Source organism: Streptomyces canus, assembly GCF_041435015.1.
In the GTDB taxonomy this organism is placed as follows: domain Bacteria; phylum Actinomycetota; class Actinomycetes; order Streptomycetales; family Streptomycetaceae; genus Streptomyces; species Streptomyces canus_G.
This window is the reverse complement of record NZ_CP107989.1, coordinates 7187624-7203163: the sequence shown is the minus strand read 5'-3', so window position 1 is coordinate 7203163 and position 15540 is coordinate 7187624. Positions and strand designations below refer to the sequence as shown.

Here is a 15540-nt window from a genome sequence, read left to right as displayed (position 1 = left end):
CGCCTTGTCCGAGTGGGGGGGCTGCGTGAAGAGCAATGCGTTCGCCGCCGGGTGGGACAGACCGCCGGCGGCCGCGGGCGCCACCGTCTGGCTGACGGGGCTGCCCAGCTCCGGCAAGACCACCATCGCGCTTGAGCTGGCGGGCCGGCTGCGGGCTGACGGCCATCGGGTGGAGGTGCTCGACGGCGACGAGATCCGCCGATTCCTCTCGGCCGGCCTCGGTTTCAGCCGGGAGGACCGGCACACCAATGTGCAGCGGATCGGCATGGTGGCGGAGGTCCTGGCCCGCAACGGCGTCATCACGCTGGTCCCGGTGATCGCTCCATACGCGGACAGCCGCGATCTGGTGCGGCTGCGGCACGAGCTGGGCGCCGTCCCTTATGTGGAGGTGCATGTCGCCACGCCGGTGGAGGTCTGCTCCGTACGCGATGTGAAGGGGCTGTACGCCAAGCAGGCGGTCGGCGAGATATCGGGGTTGACCGGCGTCGACGACCCGTACGAGGCACCGGACAAGCCGGATCTGCGGCTGGAGACGCAGGGTCGCACGGTCCAGGAGAGCGCGGCGGCCGTACACCGACTGCTTGTGGCGCGGGGGCTGTTGGGCTGGGACGCGGACAGTGAGGGGTGGTCGGTATGACGACGACTCTGCCGGTCCCGGTGGCGGCGCTCACGCATCTGGACGTGCTGGAGTCCGAGGCGGTGCACATCTTCCGTGAGGTGGCGGGCGAGTTCGAGAAGCCGGTGATCCTCTTCTCCGGGGGCAAGGACTCCATCGTCATGCTGCGCCTGGCGCTGAAGGCGTTCGCGCCGGCGCCGGTGCCGTTCACGCTGCTACATGTGGACACCGGACACAATTTCCCCGAGGTCATCGCCTACCGCGACCGTATTGTGGCCGCACATGGGCTGCGCCTCCATGTGGCCTCCGTACAGGACTACATCGACAGCGGAAAGCTGCGCGAGCGCCCGGACGGCACCCGCAACCCCCTGCAGACCCTGCCCCTGACCGAGAAGATCGCTTCAGAGAAGTTCGACGCTGTCTTCGGTGGCGGGCGCCGCGACGAGGAGAAGGCCCGCGCCAAGGAACGCGTCTTCTCACTGCGTGATGAGTTCTCCCAGTGGGATCCGCGCCGCCAGCGCCCCGAGCTGTGGCAGCTCTACAACGGCCGTCACGCTCCCGGCGAGCACGTCCGCGTCTTCCCGCTGTCCAACTGGACCGAGCTGGACGTGTGGCAGTACATCGCCCGCGAACACATCCCACTCCCGCAGATCTACTTCGCCCACCAGCGGCCGGTGTTCAAGCGGTCCGGGATGTGGCTGACCGCCGGCGACTGGGGCGGACCCAAGGACGACGAGACGGTCGAGATGCGCCAGGTCCGCTACCGCACCGTGGGCGACATGTCCTGCACCGGCGCCGTCGACTCCACCGCCACCACCCTGGACGCCGTGATCGCCGAGATCGCCGCCTCCCGGCTCACCGAACGCGGCGCAACCCGCGCCGACGACAAACTCTCCGAGGCCGCGATGGAAGACCGCAAGCGCGAGGGGTACTTCTGATGACGACTGCCACAGAGCACCGGTCGGCCACCACCCTGCTGCGCTTCGCCACCGCCGGCTCCGTCGACGACGGCAAATCCACCCTCGTCGGCCGGCTGCTCTACGACTCGAAGTCGATCCTCAGCGACCAGCTCGACGCGGTGCGGCGCGCATCGATGGGGGACGCCCCCGACCTGGCGCTGCTCACCGACGGCCTGCGCGCCGAACGCGAACAGGGCATCACCATCGATGTGGCCTACCGCTACTTCGCCACCACCCGCCGCCGCTTCATCCTCGCCGACACCCCCGGCCACGTGCAGTACACCCGCAACATGGTCACAGGCGCCTCCACCGCCGACCTCGCCCTCGTCCTGGTCGACGCCCGCAACGGCGTCGTCGAACAAACCCGCCGCCACGCCGCCGTCGCCGCCCTCCTACGCGTCCCCCACGTCACCCTCGCCGTCAACAAGATGGACCTGGTGGGGTACAAGGAGCAGGTATTCGCCGCCATCGCAGAGGAATTCACCGCGTACGCCGGCGAGTTGGGCGTCCCCGAGATCACCACGATCCCGATCTCGGCGCTCGCCGGCGACAACGTCGTGGAGCCCTCCCCCCACATGAACTGGTACGGCGGCCCCACCATCCTCGAGCACCTCGAAGCGGTCTCCGCCGACGAGGATCTCGGCGCGGCCCCGGCCCGTCTCCCCGTCCAGTACGTCATCCGGCACGAGGGCGTCCGCCGCTACGCGGGCCGGATCGCCGCCGGCATCCTGCGAGTCGGCGAACAGGTCACCGTGCTGCCCTCGGGGCACACCACCACAATCGCCGCCATCGACGCGCTCGGTCAGGACGTGCCGGCGGCCCGCGCCCCGCAGTCGGTCGCCCTCCGCCTGGCCGATGAACTCGACGTCTCCCGAGGCGACTTGATCGCCCCCACCTCCCGGCTCCCGCACCTCACCCAGGACATCACCGCCACCGTCTGCCATCTGCACGAGCGACCGCTCACGCCCGGCAGCCGGGTGCTGATCAAGCACACCACCCGCACCGTCAAGGCGATCGTCAAGGACATCCCGTACGCGATCGACCCAGGTCGCGGCGGCGGTCCGGTCCGCGCACCCGGGGCGCTGCACGTCAACGACCTCGGAACGGTGGTGCTGCGCAGCGCGCAGCCGCTGCCCCTCGACCCCTATGCCGCTTCGCGGCACACGGGTTCCTTCCTGCTCATCGCCCCGGACGACGGGGCCACTCTCACGGCCTGTACGACGACCGAAGGGACCGAGCCATGAGCCGCCCAGCCCGTCCGCGCGCGACCGCCCAGGTCGCCGTCGTCGGTGCCGGTGCCGCCGGCGCCCTCACCGCGGCCCGTCTCCTTCAGCACGCCCGGCGGTGCCGGCTCGCGCTGGACGTGTGGTGCGTCGACCCTGCCGAGGCCACCGGCCGCGGCGTCGCCTATGCCACGAGCGACCCCCGGCATGTCCTCAATGTGCCGGCTGCCCGGATGAGCGCCTTCGTCGAGGACCCCGAGCACTTCGTCCGCTGGGTCACCCGGCGGCTGCCCGCCGCGACGCCGGCCGCGTTCGTGCCCCGCGCGCTGTACGGGGAGTATCTGTCCGAGGTGCTGGACGAGTTGGCGGCGCCGGGCGGCCCTGCCCGGCTGCACCGCTTGCACGAACGGGTCACCGCTGCCGAACACGGCGGCGGCCGACTCCTGTTGAAGCTCTCCTCCGGGCAGACCCTCGAGGCCGACTCCGCCGTTCTCGCGCTCGGCAACCTCGCCCCGGACTGCACCTGGGCCCCGGCTTCGATGGTCGGCTCCCACCGTTTCATCGTCTCCCCCTGGGGCCCGGGCGCGCTCGACTCCGTACCCGACGAGCAGGACGTGCTGCTCGTCGGGACCGGACTGACCATGGTCGATGTGGCGATCGGTCTGGAGCGGCCGGGCCGGGTGGTGCACGCGGTGTCGCGGCACGGTCTGGTGCCGCAGCCGCACACCACCGCCTCGGCCGCCGCCTGCCCGGCGCCCCGGATCCCCGGTGCCTGCGGGCTGCCGGAGCTGCGCCGTACGTTCCTCACCCATCTCGCTCGCGGCCGACGCCAGTCCGGGGACTGGCGGCCGGCCTTCGACAGCATTCGGCACCTCACCGCCGCCCTGTGGCAGCAGCTGTCCACCGCCGACCGCAGCCGCTTCCTCGCCGAGGACCTGCGGCTGTGGGAGGTGCACCGGCACCGCATCCCACCGGCCTCGGCGAGCGCCCTGCACGCCGCCCGGGAGTCCGGGCGGGTGCGCGTCCGGGCAGCCGAGCTGACCGACGCGGAGATCACCGCGGAGGGGATACGGGTCGGGCTCAGCGACGGCACCCGGCTCCAGGTCGGCGCCGTGGTCAACTGCACGGGCCCGCAGGCTGATTGGACGGCGATCGACGACCCGTTCATCCGCGGCCTGCTCGACTCGGGGCTGGCCCGGGTCCACCCCACCGGGCTCGGCCTCGACACCGGCGAGGACGGTCTGCTCCGGACCGCGGCCGGACCGGCCGGCACTCCGGCGGTGTGGGCCATCGGGGCGCTGCGGCGCGGTGAGCTCCTCGAGTCCACCGCCATCCCGGAGATCCGGGTCCAGGCGGACCGCACTGCCGAGGCCGTGGTCTCCCTCCTCGCCGGCCCTGGGCCGGCGGACCGCCGCCCGTCCAGGGACAGGTTCGGTCTCCGGTTGACTACGAATCCGGAGGCGGCCGCCCGCTATGGGGAAGCGCTGGACCGGATCCTGAAGGGACAGCACGGCTCTGTTCCACTGCTCCGCGAGGCGCTGACCGCGGATCCCGGTTTCGCGCTCGGCCATGCGGTGCTGGCGCTTCTCGGGCATGAGCACGGCGGGCAGGTCGAGGTGGGCGCCGCACTGGACCGCGCGGGGCGGGCCGCGACCCGGGCGACGGAACGCGAGCGCCGCTTCGTCGCGGCGGTCACCGAACGGATCCGGCACGGCGGACCGGCGGGCGCCGCTGCGCTGCTCGGCCATGTCGCGGCCCATCCGCGGGATGCGCTGGCCGTCTCCCTCGCCGTGCCCACCATCTCCTTCGACGGGGTGACCAGCGGCCGCCAGGCGTGGCAGCTGGTCGAGGGTCTGTCCGGGAGTTACGGCGAGGACTGGTGGTATCTCGGCCAACTCGCCTTCGTACGCCAGGAGCAGGAGCGCTGGGAGGAGGCCGAGACGCTGGCCTGCCGGGCGCTCGCCGCGGAACCGGCGGCCGGGCACGCGGTGCATGCCAGGACCCATGTGTTCTACGAGACCGGGCAGCACCGGGGTGGCCTGACCTGGCTGGACCGCTGGCTGGGCGAGCAAGGGGCCGGCTCGGACCATCGGGCGCACTTCGCCTGGCATGCCGCCCTGCACGAGCTGATGCTGGCCGACGGCGACGCCGTGTTCCGCCGCTACCAGCAGCAGCTGGCGCCTCCGGCGGTGACCGGGGTCCGGGCCGTGGTGGACTCGGCCTCGCTGCTGTGGCGGTGCCGTATGGCGGACCACTGGCCGGGGCCGCTGCCCGTGGACGCGCTGTTCGACGTGGTGCCGGTCGGCTGGTTGGAGGCTCCGCCCACCGCCTTCGCCGCCCTGCACTCTGCGGTGGCGCTGGCGGCCGCCTCTGATGTACGGCGTCTGCGGGCGCTGCACCGGCGTGCGCACGGGCACGACTCCCCCGTCTTCCGGGAGGTGATCGCACCGCTGTGCGAGGCGCTGACCGCGGTGGTCGAGGAGCGCTGGTCGGCGGCCGTCGCCGCACTGCGCCGACTGCGGCCCCGGCTCTCGGCGGTCGGCGGGAGTGCCGCTCAGCACGAGGTCGTGGAGGAGACCCTGTTGTACGCCTTGATATCGGACGGTCGGCAGCGTGAGGCAGCCGACATCCTCAGTGCCCGGCTGGACCGGCGGCCCGGCCCGCTGGACGATCGCCGGCGTTCCGTCCTGGAGGTGTCCCATGCAGGTCCGTGAGACCGGGCCCCAGCAGACCATCGAGACCACCCCCGCGCACATCCCCGAGGCCAAGCGGGTGCGGCAGCTGGATCGGGTGATCATCCGGTTCGCGGGTGACTCGGGCGACGGAATGCAGCTGACGGGTGACCGGTTCACCTCGGAGACCGCCTCGTTCGGCAATGACCTGTCCACGCTGCCGAACTTCCCGGCCGAGATCCGGGCGCCCGCCGGCACCCTGCCCGGTGTGTCCAGCTTCCAGCTGCACTTCGCCGACCACGACATCCTCACCCCGGGCGATGCGCCCGATGTGCTGGTGGCGATGAACCCGGCCGCCTTGAAGGCGAACATCGCGGACGTGCCGCGCGGCGCGGAGATCATCGTCAACACCGACGAGTTCACCAAGCGGGCGATGGCCAAGGTCGGCTACGACGTCTCGCCTCTGGAGGACGGCTCGCTGGCGGCCTATCACGTACATCCAGTGCCGCTGACGACGCTGACGGTGGAGGCACTGAAGGACTTCGAGCTGTCCCGCAAGGAGGCTGAGCGGTCGAAGAACATGTTCGCGTTGGGCCTGCTGTCGTGGATGTACCACCGGCCCACCGAGGGCACCGAGCGGTTCTTGAAGGCAAAGTTCGACGGGAAGCCCGAGATCATGCGGGCGAATCTGGCGGCCCTCCATGCGGGCTGGAACTTCGGGGAGACCACCGAGGACTTCGCGGTCTCCTACCAAGTCGCCCCCGCCGGCGCCGCCTTCCCCACCGGCACCTACCGCAACATCTCCGGGAACCTGGCCCTGTCCTACGGTTTGATCGCCGCCGCCCACCAGGCCGACCTGCCGCTGTATCTGGGCTCCTACCCCATCACCCCGGCCTCCGACATCCTCCACGAACTCTCCCGGCACAAGAACTTCGGAGTGCGTACCTTCCAGGCCGAGGACGAGATCGCCGGCATCGGCGCCGCGCTGGGTGCGGCCTTCGGCGGCTCGCTGGCGGTGACCACCACCTCCGGGCCCGGTGTGGCACTGAAGTCGGAAACCATCGGGCTGGCCGTCTCGCTGGAACTGCCGCTGTTGATCGTGGACATTCAGCGCGGCGGTCCCTCGACGGGGCTGCCCACCAAGACCGAGCAGGCCGACCTGTTGCAGGCGATGTATGGCCGCAACGGCGAGGCGCCGGTGCCCATCGTCGCCCCCCAGACCCCCGCAGACTGCTTCGATGCGGCCCTGGAGGCGGCAAGGATTGCACTGACGTATCGCACCCCGGTCTTCCTGCTCTCCGACGGCTATCTCGCCAACGGCTCCGAGCCCTGGCGGATCCCGGCCGTGCACGGCTTGCCCGACTTGCAGGTCCGGTTCGCCACCGCACCAAACCACCAACAGGCCGATGGCACCGAGGTGTTCTGGCCCTACAAGCGCGACCCGGAGACTCTCGCCCGGCCGTGGGCGATTCCCGGCACGCCGGGTCTTGAACACCGCATCGGCGGCATCGAGAAGCAGGACGGCACCGGGAACATCTCGTACGACCCGGCCAACCACGATTTCATGGTCCGCACCCGCCAGGCCAAGATCGACAACATCGCCGTGCCCGACCTCACCGTCGACGACCCGGACAGTGCCCGCACCCTGGTGCTGGGCTGGGGCTCCACTTACGGCCCGATCACCGCCGCGGTGCGCCGGCTGCGCGCCGAGAGCCACCCCATCGCCCAGGCCCACCTGCGCCACCTCAACCCCTTCCCAAGCAATCTCGGCGAAGTTCTCGGCACCTATGAGCGCGTCCTCGTTCCCGAGATGAACCTGGGCCAACTGGCCACCCTCCTCAGGGCGAAGTACCTGATGGACGTGGAAAGTTGCTCCCAGGTCGATGGAATGCCGTTCAAGGCCGAGCAGCTCGCGCTGCGCATTCAGGAGGCCATCGATGCCCGCTGAGGCAGTCTCCCTCGTACCCCGGACCGAAGTCCCGTTGGCCGCCAAGGACTTCAAGTCCCATCAGGAAGTGCGCTGGTGCCCCGGCTGCGGCGACTACGCGATCCTGGCCGCCGTCCAAGGCTTCATGCCCGAACTCGGCCTGCTCAAGGAGAACATCGTCTTCGTCTCCGGCATCGGCTGCTCCTCCCGCTTCCCGTACTACATGAACACCTACGGGATGCACTCCATCCACGGCCGCGCCCCGGCGATCGCGACCGGGCTGGCGTCCTCCCGCCGCGACCTGAGCGTGTGGGTGGTCACCGGTGACGGCGACGCCCTGTCCATCGGCGGCAACCACCTCATCCACGCCCTGCGCCGCAACGTCAACCTCAAGATCCTGCTGTTCAACAACCGGATCTACGGCCTGACCAAGGGCCAGTACAGCCCCACCTCCGAGATCGGCAAGATCACCAGGTCCACGCCGATGGGTTCGCTGGACGCGCCGTTCAACCCGGTGTCGCTGGCGCTCGGCGCGGAGGCCTCCTTCGTCGCCCGCACCATCGACTCCGACCGCAAGCACCTCACCGAGGTGCTGCGCGCGGCGGCCGGCCACCCCGGCACGGCCCTGATCGAGATCTACCAGAACTGCAACATCTTCAACGACGGCGCCTTCGCACTCCTCAAGGACAAGCAGCAGGCCGCCGAGGCAGTCATCCGCCTCGAACACGGCCGGCCGATCCGCTTCGGCACCGACGGCGCCAAGGGTGTCGTAAGGGACGCGACCACTGGTGACCTGAAGGTCGTCCGTGTCACGCCGGAGAACGAGGGTCGGATCCTCGTCCACAACGCGCACACGGCATCGCCCACCACCGCGTTCGCTCTGTCCCGGCTCGCCGACCCGGACACCCTGCACCACACCCCCATCGGTGTCTTCCGCGACATCGACCGGCCCGTCTACGACACCCTCATGGCCGACCAACTCGACACCGCCGTCGAAAACAACGGCACGGGCGACCTCACCACCCTCCTCACCGGCAACGACACCTGGACCGTCCCCTCGCATCGCGTACCTCACTCAAGGAGACCGCAGTGACCTATGTGATCGCCCAGCCCTGCATCGACGTCAAGGACAAGGCGTGCATCGAGGAGTGCCCGGTCGACTGCATCTACGAGGGCTCCCGGTCCTTGTACATCCACCCGGACGAATGCGTCGACTGTGGTGCCTGTGAGCCGGTCTGCCCGGTCGAGGCGATCTTCTACGAGGACGACACTCCGGACGAGTGGAAGGACTACTACAAGGCGAACGTCGAGTTCTTCGACGAGCTCGGCTCGCCCGGTGGTGCCTCCAAGTTCGGCCTGATCGAGCGCGACCACCCGATCGTCGCGGCGCTGCCCGCCGGGACACCGTGAGGGGCACCGCCGGCGTCGCGGCCCCTCTCGCCGATCCGCATCCGGTCTTCGACGCGGCCCAAGGCCGCCGGGATATCGTGATCCTCGGCTGCTCCACCGCCCCCGCCGTGTTGAACACCGCCAACGAGGAATGCGTCGACGCCTTCCTCGCCGGCCCACCCCCGGAACCCAGCTGACCTTCCCGGACGTCCTGCAAGCGGAAACCTGGGCCCGCACCCGCGCCCGGGAACTGGCCGCCGCCACGCAGAAGGCCGCCGCCGTCATCTCCTGACGGCGGCGGCCTCGTAGCGAGCAGTGGGCCTCACCAGGTGACGGGCAGCTCCGTGATCCCGCCGTGCAGCGAGCCGCTGTTGACCCCCAACGCTCCGATGGGCTTGGTCAGTCGCAGCCCCGGGAGCTTGTCGAAGATGCGGGAGAAGACGGCGGCGAGCTCCATGCGGACCAGGGGCGCGCCCAGGCAGTAGTGGCGCCCGAAGCCGAGGGTGAGGTTCGGCTTCGGCGAGCGCTGTACATCGAAGGATTCGGGATCGGCGAATGCGTACGTGTCGCGGTTCCCGGCCGCGCTGTAGAGCACGAGGAGTTCACCGGCCTTGATCTTGACGCCGTCGAACTCGGCGTCCTCCCGGGCGTACCGGAAGGTCTCCTTGGCGCCGCCGTGCACCACCAACCGCAGGATCTCCTCGACAGCACTGCCGATCCGGTCCGGGTTCCTTTCGAGGATCTCCCGCTGCTCGGGGTGGGCGAGCATCAGCAGGACCCCGAGGTCGAGGCGGGCGACGGTGGTCTCGTGGCCGGCGAAGAGCAGCATCGCGGCCAGGAAGGAGACATGGCGGTCGTCCAGGCCACCGCCTTCGGCGGCGCAGAGGCTGGAGAGGACGTCATCGCCGGGGTTGCGGCGCTTCTCCGCGACCAGGTCCCCGGTGTAGCTCATCAGCTTGGCCATGCAGTCGCGGGACAGCGCCTCGTCCCGTACACCGGCGATGCCCTGCGTCCATTCACGGAACGGGAGACGGCCCTCGCGCGGCACACCCAGCAGCTCGCAGATGACATTGACGGGCAGCCGGACGGCGAGCTCGCTGTGCAGATCGGCGGGCGGGCCCTGCGCGACGATGTCGTCCAGGACCTCCTCCACGAGAGCGTCCATACGGGGCCGGAAGGCCTCCATGCTCTTGGGCGAGAAGAAGGGCGAGAGCCGCGCACGAAGCCGCATGCGGTCCTCGGGCTCCGTGTCGAAGTTTCCGCCCGGTCCGCCGATGAGGGTGGAGGCGCCGAGCCGGGGAGCGTGCTCGGGATCGCGGTGCGAGACACCGAAGCGGTCGTCGGAGTAGACCTGTCTGATGGCCTCGTACCCGGTGACCAGCCAGGCCTCGTCGCCGGCGGGCGTGCGTACCTTGGCGAACGGGCACTTCTCGCGCAACTCCCCGGCCAGCGGAGGAGCTTGCAGGATGTCCGGCTGCGGCAACGGTATGGCGGGAAGGTCGACGACAGGTGCAGCGGCTGGTTCCAAGACAGGTTCCCCTCTATGGACCCGACATCAGACCGGCACCGACACCCGTGCACCCCTGATCATCGGCTGAACGACGGATGCAGCCTAGGTCCGGCCGCACACGCCGTCATCGAGCCCAGGGTTGACGCCGCAACCCCCCGCACCTCCTCCTCTCCACCCGCGGTTTGAGCGCCCAGGGATGAGTGGCGGGCGAGGGTTGTCCATTCCCTGTAATCCCGCGTAATCCCGCTGGTCCAAGACCATCCCGTGGTGCCCCTCCGCCCAGGGACTTTCAGCCCTGTCCGAGGGACTTCCGAGGGACTTCCGAGGGACTTTCCGCCGCGTAACGCAGCAAGCCCCCGAAAGACCGGAAAGGGTTTCCGACGCAGGTCAGAGGCCCTTTCCAAAGGCAAAGCCGCAGGTGGCGGCAGACGAGTCGGGCTGTACGCCGGGTTCTGTCACCCAACCGCCTCGCGGCGGCCGGGGAGACGGCCATCCATCTAGGACCGGCGTTGCCGCCGGTCTCGTGCGGTCTACCCGGGGACTCGGGCGGGCAGCCCTCGAACGTCCCCGCAGAGTGCGTGTTACCGCGCTCCTTTTGACCTTGCTCCGGGTGGGGTTTACCTAGCTGCTCAGGTCGCCCTGGGCACTGGTGGTCTCTTACACCGCCGTTTCACCCTTACCGAGGACCGAAGTCCCCGGCGGTTTGTTTTCTGTGGCACTTTCCCGCGGGTCACCCCGGGTGGCCGTTAGCCATCACCCTGCCCTGTGGAGCCCGGACGTTCCTCGGGAAGACCCCTGAGGGACTTCACGCGGCCGTCCGCCCGGCTCGTCTGCCGTGTCGACCATGTTACCGGGCGGGTGGCGGCCCCCTGACCGGAGACGGTCGCCAGTACCGAGCCCGCCAGGATCAGGGTGAAGGCCGCCAGGATGGTCGCCGTCAGTGGCTCGGACAGGAAGATCGCGCCCGCTGCCACCGCTACCGCCGGATTGACGTACGTGAAGACGGTTGCCCTGGTCGGGCCCGCCTCCTTGATCAGCTCCAGGAAGGCCACGAAGGCGACCGCGGTGCAGACCACGCCCAGGGTGGCCAGCGCGGTCAGGACCGAGGGGGAGGGCATCGCCGACGGCCAGGTCACCGCCGCCGCCGGGGCGTAGACCAGGGCCGCGAGGGCCAGGCAGGGGGCGATGAGCTGGAGGGTCGGGACAGCCTTGAGGTAACGCGCGGCGATCAACGGGGCCGTTGCGTAGCCGATCACCGTGAGCAGCACCTCGGCCAGGGAGCGGGCGTCCCCGCCTGTCAGGTGCGGGACCGTGAGGACTCCTACGCCGGCCAGGCCCAGGCCGAGCCCGACGACGCGCCGCACTCCCAGCCTCTCCGTTTCGCCGAAGAAGCGGGCCAGGGCCACTCCTACGATCGGGACGCCCGCGATCAGCAGGCCCGCTGTCGAGCTGGACAGGTGGCGTTCCGCGTCGGTCAGGGTCCACCAGGGGCCGATGATCTCGATGCACGCGAAGGCCAGCATCGGGCGCCAGTGGGTTCGAACGGTGGCGGGCAGGTCGCCCTGCCGTATCGCGAAGGGCAGGAGCAGGGCCGCGCCCAGCGCGCAGCGCGTGAACACCACCATCGACGGGGACAGCGGGGCATCCACCGCCACTTTGATCAGCAGGTAGGGGATGCCCCAGACCACTCCCATCAGGGAGAACAGGAACCAGCCGCGTGCAGTCATGCGGCCATGTTCGCCACGTCAGCGGCGGCCGTCTTGAACGCTGTTGCGGTACGCCGCCGGGGTGACCCCGAGAACCCGCCGGAACCAGCGCGTCAGGTGCGCCTGGTCGGCGAAGCCCACCAGGCCAGCGACCTCGGCCGGCTTGAGTCCGGATTCCAGTAGTCCGCGGGCCCGGTGTACCCGGTGCTGCGCCAGCCAGGCGTACGGGGGTATCCCCATCGTCGTACGGAAGGCTCGGAGGAGTTGGTAGCGGGACAGGCCCAAAGCGGTGGCGAGTTCGGCGAGGGAGGGGGGTTCCAGGAGATCGTCGGCCAGGCGGTCCCGCACCGCGTGGGCGATGTGGGCGGCGCCCGGCACCGTGTCGCTCGTCGCGCGGGCCGTGGAGTGGCGGCGGGCGAGGGCCGTCAGCAGCCACGGGAGCCGGGACTCCGCCTCCAACGGGTCGGGGCAGGCGCTCAGTTCGGTGTGGGCGCGGCGGAGGGCGGTGGCGAGTTCGGGGTCGTCGAGGAGGGGCTCGGGGAAGTACGGGAGAACGCAGCCGAGGGTGCCTTCGGTGAGGAGGGAAGGGTCGGGGTACAGGGCGCGGTAGGCGTAGCCGCCGTCGGACGCCGCGGGGCGGCCGGTGTGCATCTCACCGGGAGCCAGTACGACGATGGAGCCCGGGCCCGGGCGGAGGTGGTCGCCCCGGTAGTCGATGACCTCGGAGCCGCCGACGCAGATGCCGATGCTGAACTGCTCGTGCGTGTGCGAGGCGTAGACGTGGCGGTCGAAGCGGGCGGTCAGGAGGTCCAGCGGGGGGCCGCAGCGGCCCAGCCGTGCCCTGGTCCACAGAGCCTGTTCCCGTGCGCTCATTCCCGTACCCCCGTCCACCGCCCCCGTGCACCGCTAAGGGTGCAACGACTTCAGGCCCCTCTTCCATGCCGCGTTCAGGTCCGCGTCGTCCGGAAACCTGCCGTGGATCTCCAGGATTACCATGCCGTGGGCGAAGGCCCAGACCGAGCGGGCCAGGTCCAGGTCGCCGTCGCAGGCCCGCATCAGCGGCATCGCGGCGCGGTCCTCCAGGCCCGTGGGGAGGGCGGGGCGCGGCAGGGGGCGTTCGGTGCTGAGGCAGTAGAGGTGGGGGTGGGCCAGGGCGTACGTCCGGTAGGCCTCGGCCAGGGCCGGCAGGGAGCCGGGGGATCGTCGTTCCGCCGACTCCAGTGCCTCCGCCGACTCCTCCAGCATCTGCGCGATCAGTTCGACCTCCACGGCCTGCTTGTCCGGGAAGTGCTTGTAGAGGGAGGGCGCCTTGATGCCGAGGCGGTCGGCGAGGGCCCGCAGGGTGAGGGCGGTGGGGCCGGACTCCTCCAGCAACTCACGCGCGGCCGTCACGATCTCGCGGGCGCGGGGGGTGAGACGGTCGGCGGCAGCGGTCGTCCTCGCCCATTCGTGGTCGGCGGCAGCGGCCGTCTTCCCCGGTTCACCCTCGGCGACAGCGGCCGTCCTCCCCGCTTTACTGTCAGCCACGCTGGAAGCCCTCCTTCGTCCGCAGTCCGTAGCCGAAGGCGCGATCGTACGAGATGTGGGCGAGCCAGCCGCACAGGGCCGCGAGGAGGGCGGGCGCGGTGACCGGGCCGACCGTGTACAGAGCCATCAGTGCCAGCGGGACCAGGGCCCGGTGCATCGCGTTGTAGTACGGCACCGCGCGCGGCGGCAGCTGGCCCTTCGCCATCCGGGGCGCCTCGTCGAGGGCGATCAGGAAGGTCAGGTCCGGGAGGACGAAGAAGGTGAGGGCGAGGGTGCCCGCGAGCCAGCCGTGGTTGACGGCCTCCAGGACCGAGAACGCGGACCAGAACAGCGCCCCCGCGAGCCAGGCCGTCCGGCGGACGACAGTGAAGACGCGACCACCCCGAACCTGACCCCGGGCGTGGGCAACGGCTGTGGCTGTGGCTGTGGCTGTGGCTGTGGCGACAGTGCTCATGATCCCCTCCGACAAGCTCGGCTAACGTCGTTAGCCAGAACAGTATGGCTAACGGCGTTAGCCGACAAGGGGTGCTCCAGCGCACGCGGTCCCGCGGTCCCGCGGTCCCGCGGTCCCGCGTCACGCAGGAGCGAACCGCACCTTCCCCCCTCCCCCACTCACCGGATCCGCCCGCGTGAGCCGCACCCTCAGCCGCTCCCCCAACTCAAGCCCCGCCCCCTCCACCCGCCCGATCACCGCCGGTGTCTCCAACTGCACGGTTCCGACGGTCGGTCGGCTTTCCTCCACGTCCACCACGCAGCCGTCGAACACCTCGCCCACCCGGTCCTTCAGCAACGCCGCCTCGGCGATGTCGACACACTCCCGTTCGGCCGTCGCGGCGAGGCGACCGCCCTCGGCCATCTCGCGGGGCAACGCCTCGAAAGCCGCGAGCACCCAGTCCGGTACGACCGTCCCCGCGACCGCCGCCAGGCAGATCTCCGACGCGTACCGGTCGGCGAGGCGGCGCAGGGGCGCTGTGCAGTGGGCGTAGGGGGAGGCCACGGCCGCATGGGTGGTGATGGCCGGCAGGACCCCGTCCCGGAAGACCGTGTAGCCGGCGCCACGCAGCAGGGTCGTGCACTCCTGGAGGAAGGCCGCGTGGTGGGGGATCCGCGGGTCCAGGGAGCGCACCAGCGCCGCGTACGACACATGGTGCGGCCAGTCGATGTGCAGGGCGTGGGCGGTACGGCGCAACCGCCCCACCGCGCCGTCCGGGGCGGCGGGCAGGGTACGGAGGACGCCCGTGCCGTACGCGAGCATCAGGTCGGCCGCCGCCATGCCAGTGAGCAGGGAGATCTGGGCGTTCCAACCGTCGGCGGGAACCCCGGCGCGGTAGGTCAGTTCGTACGTGCCGTTCCGCTGGACTATCTCCTGCTCGGGCACGTTGAGCGAGATGCCGCCGCGCTCCACCTCCAGCCGTTCCCGGAGCCCACCGACCTCCTTCAGCAAAAAAAGTGGCTCCTCGGCGGCGCCCGAGTCGATCGCCTTCTGCACACCCTCGTAGTCGAGTCGGGCCCGGCTGCGGACGAGGGCGCGGCGGACGTCGGCGGCGGTCGTACGGCCGTCCGCGTCGAGGTCGATCGTCCACAGGGCGGCCGGGCGGACCTGGTCCGGGAGCAGGCTCGCGGCGCCCTCACTCAACACCGGCGGATGCAACGGAATCCGGACGTCCGGGAAGTACAGGGTCAGCACGCGCCGGTGGGTCTCCGCGTCCAGCGCCGATCCGGGTACGACGAAAGCGGCGACGTCGGCGATGGCGTACCGGACGCGGTAGCCGGTGCCCCGTCGGGTCAGGTGCATCGCCTGGTCGAGGTCGGTGGAGCCGGGTGGGTCGATGGTGAAGAGGGGGATGTCGGTGGCGTCGTCGTACGCCGTCAGGAGAGGCGGCCGTTCCGCCTCGGCCGTCGCCTCGGGCGGGAAGTCCGACGGCACGCCGAGTTCGGTGCGCAGGGCCATGAAGGCGCTCCTGAAGAGGGCGTCGGTCACGCGTATGCGGCGACGGGGCATACAGCGAGC

12 protein-coding genes, 1 other RNA gene and 2 pseudogenes are annotated in these 15540 nt (G+C 70.5%); 8 read left to right on the top strand and 7 right to left on the bottom strand.

Annotation, left to right across the window (positions count from 1 at the left end; all coding sequences use genetic code 11):
- The first annotated feature begins 25 nt into the window (after positions 1–25).
- From cysC to OG841_RS32860, 8 genes and pseudogenes are all read left to right on the top strand, one after another.
- Positions 26–637, top strand: coding sequence for an adenylyl-sulfate kinase (gene cysC, locus OG841_RS32895; protein WP_371567633.1), 612 nt, complete (start codon positions 26–28; stop codon positions 635–637).
- On the top strand, positions 634–1554 hold the full coding sequence (gene cysD, locus OG841_RS32890) for a sulfate adenylyltransferase subunit CysD (RefSeq protein ID WP_365117275.1): 921 nt from the start codon (positions 634–636) through the stop codon (positions 1552–1554). Before cysC ends, cysD begins: the two co-directional genes overlap by 4 nt.
- The gene (locus OG841_RS32885; protein WP_328638070.1) at positions 1554–2819 is read left to right on the top strand and encodes a sulfate adenylyltransferase subunit 1; all 1266 of its coding nucleotides are present in this window, start codon (positions 1554–1556) and stop codon (positions 2817–2819) included. Before cysD ends, OG841_RS32885 begins: the two co-directional genes overlap by 1 nt.
- Entirely contained in the window at positions 2816–5512 is a 2697-nt protein-coding gene (locus OG841_RS32880) for an FAD/NAD(P)-binding protein (RefSeq protein ID WP_365117278.1), read from the top strand. Before OG841_RS32885 ends, OG841_RS32880 begins: the two co-directional genes overlap by 4 nt.
- Complete coding sequence (locus OG841_RS32875; RefSeq protein WP_328638072.1) at positions 5499–7418, top strand: 2-oxoacid:acceptor oxidoreductase subunit alpha; 1920 nt, start codon at positions 5499–5501, stop codon at positions 7416–7418. Before OG841_RS32880 ends, OG841_RS32875 begins: the two co-directional genes overlap by 14 nt.
- Positions 7408–8490, top strand: a complete 1083-nt coding sequence (locus OG841_RS32870; protein WP_328638073.1) for a 2-oxoacid:ferredoxin oxidoreductase subunit beta — start codon at positions 7408–7410, stop codon at positions 8488–8490. Before OG841_RS32875 ends, OG841_RS32870 begins: the two co-directional genes overlap by 11 nt.
- On the top strand, positions 8487–8807 hold the full coding sequence (fdxA, locus tag OG841_RS32865; protein ID WP_328638074.1) for a ferredoxin: 321 nt from the start codon (positions 8487–8489) through the stop codon (positions 8805–8807). Before OG841_RS32870 ends, fdxA begins: the two co-directional genes overlap by 4 nt.
- Positions 8808–8902: 95 nt before the next feature.
- Positions 8903–9078 (top strand): annotated as a pseudogene (locus tag OG841_RS32860) (1-deoxy-D-xylulose-5-phosphate reductoisomerase); the annotation flags it as partial.
- A gap of 30 nt (positions 9079–9108) precedes the next feature.
- Here the strand turns inward: OG841_RS32860 and OG841_RS32855 are convergent.
- The 7 genes and pseudogenes from OG841_RS32855 to OG841_RS32825 form a co-directional block, all read right to left on the bottom strand.
- Positions 9109–10314: a cytochrome P450 gene (locus OG841_RS32855; RefSeq protein ID WP_328638075.1), complete on the bottom strand. Its 1206-nt coding sequence runs from the start codon at positions 10312–10314 to the stop codon at positions 9109–9111.
- Positions 10315–10721: 407 nt separating this feature from the next.
- An RNA gene (gene rnpB, locus OG841_RS32850) (RNase P RNA component class A) lies at positions 10722–11125 on the bottom strand.
- Positions 11126–11237: 112 nt separating this feature from the next.
- Positions 11238–12023, bottom strand: a pseudogene (locus OG841_RS32845) (DMT family transporter); the annotation flags it as partial.
- An 18-nt stretch (positions 12024–12041) separates the two neighbouring features.
- On the bottom strand, positions 12042–12875 hold the full coding sequence (locus OG841_RS32840; protein WP_371567628.1) for an AraC family transcriptional regulator: 834 nt from the start codon (positions 12873–12875) through the stop codon (positions 12042–12044).
- Positions 12876–12908: 33 nt separating this feature from the next.
- Positions 12909–13397: a TetR/AcrR family transcriptional regulator gene (locus tag OG841_RS32835; RefSeq protein ID WP_365117550.1), complete on the bottom strand. Its 489-nt coding sequence runs from the start codon at positions 13395–13397 to the stop codon at positions 12909–12911.
- A gap of 124 nt (positions 13398–13521) precedes the next feature.
- A complete protein-coding gene (locus OG841_RS32830; protein ID WP_371567626.1) occupies positions 13522–13983 on the bottom strand; it encodes a DUF4260 family protein in 462 nt (153 codons plus the stop codon).
- A gap of 120 nt (positions 13984–14103) precedes the next feature.
- Positions 14104–15531 carry an RNB domain-containing ribonuclease gene (locus OG841_RS32825; protein ID WP_371567625.1) on the bottom strand — a complete coding sequence of 476 codons (1428 nt, stop codon included), beginning with the start codon at positions 15529–15531 and terminating at the stop codon, positions 14104–14106.
- Positions 15532–15540 lie beyond the last annotated feature (9 nt).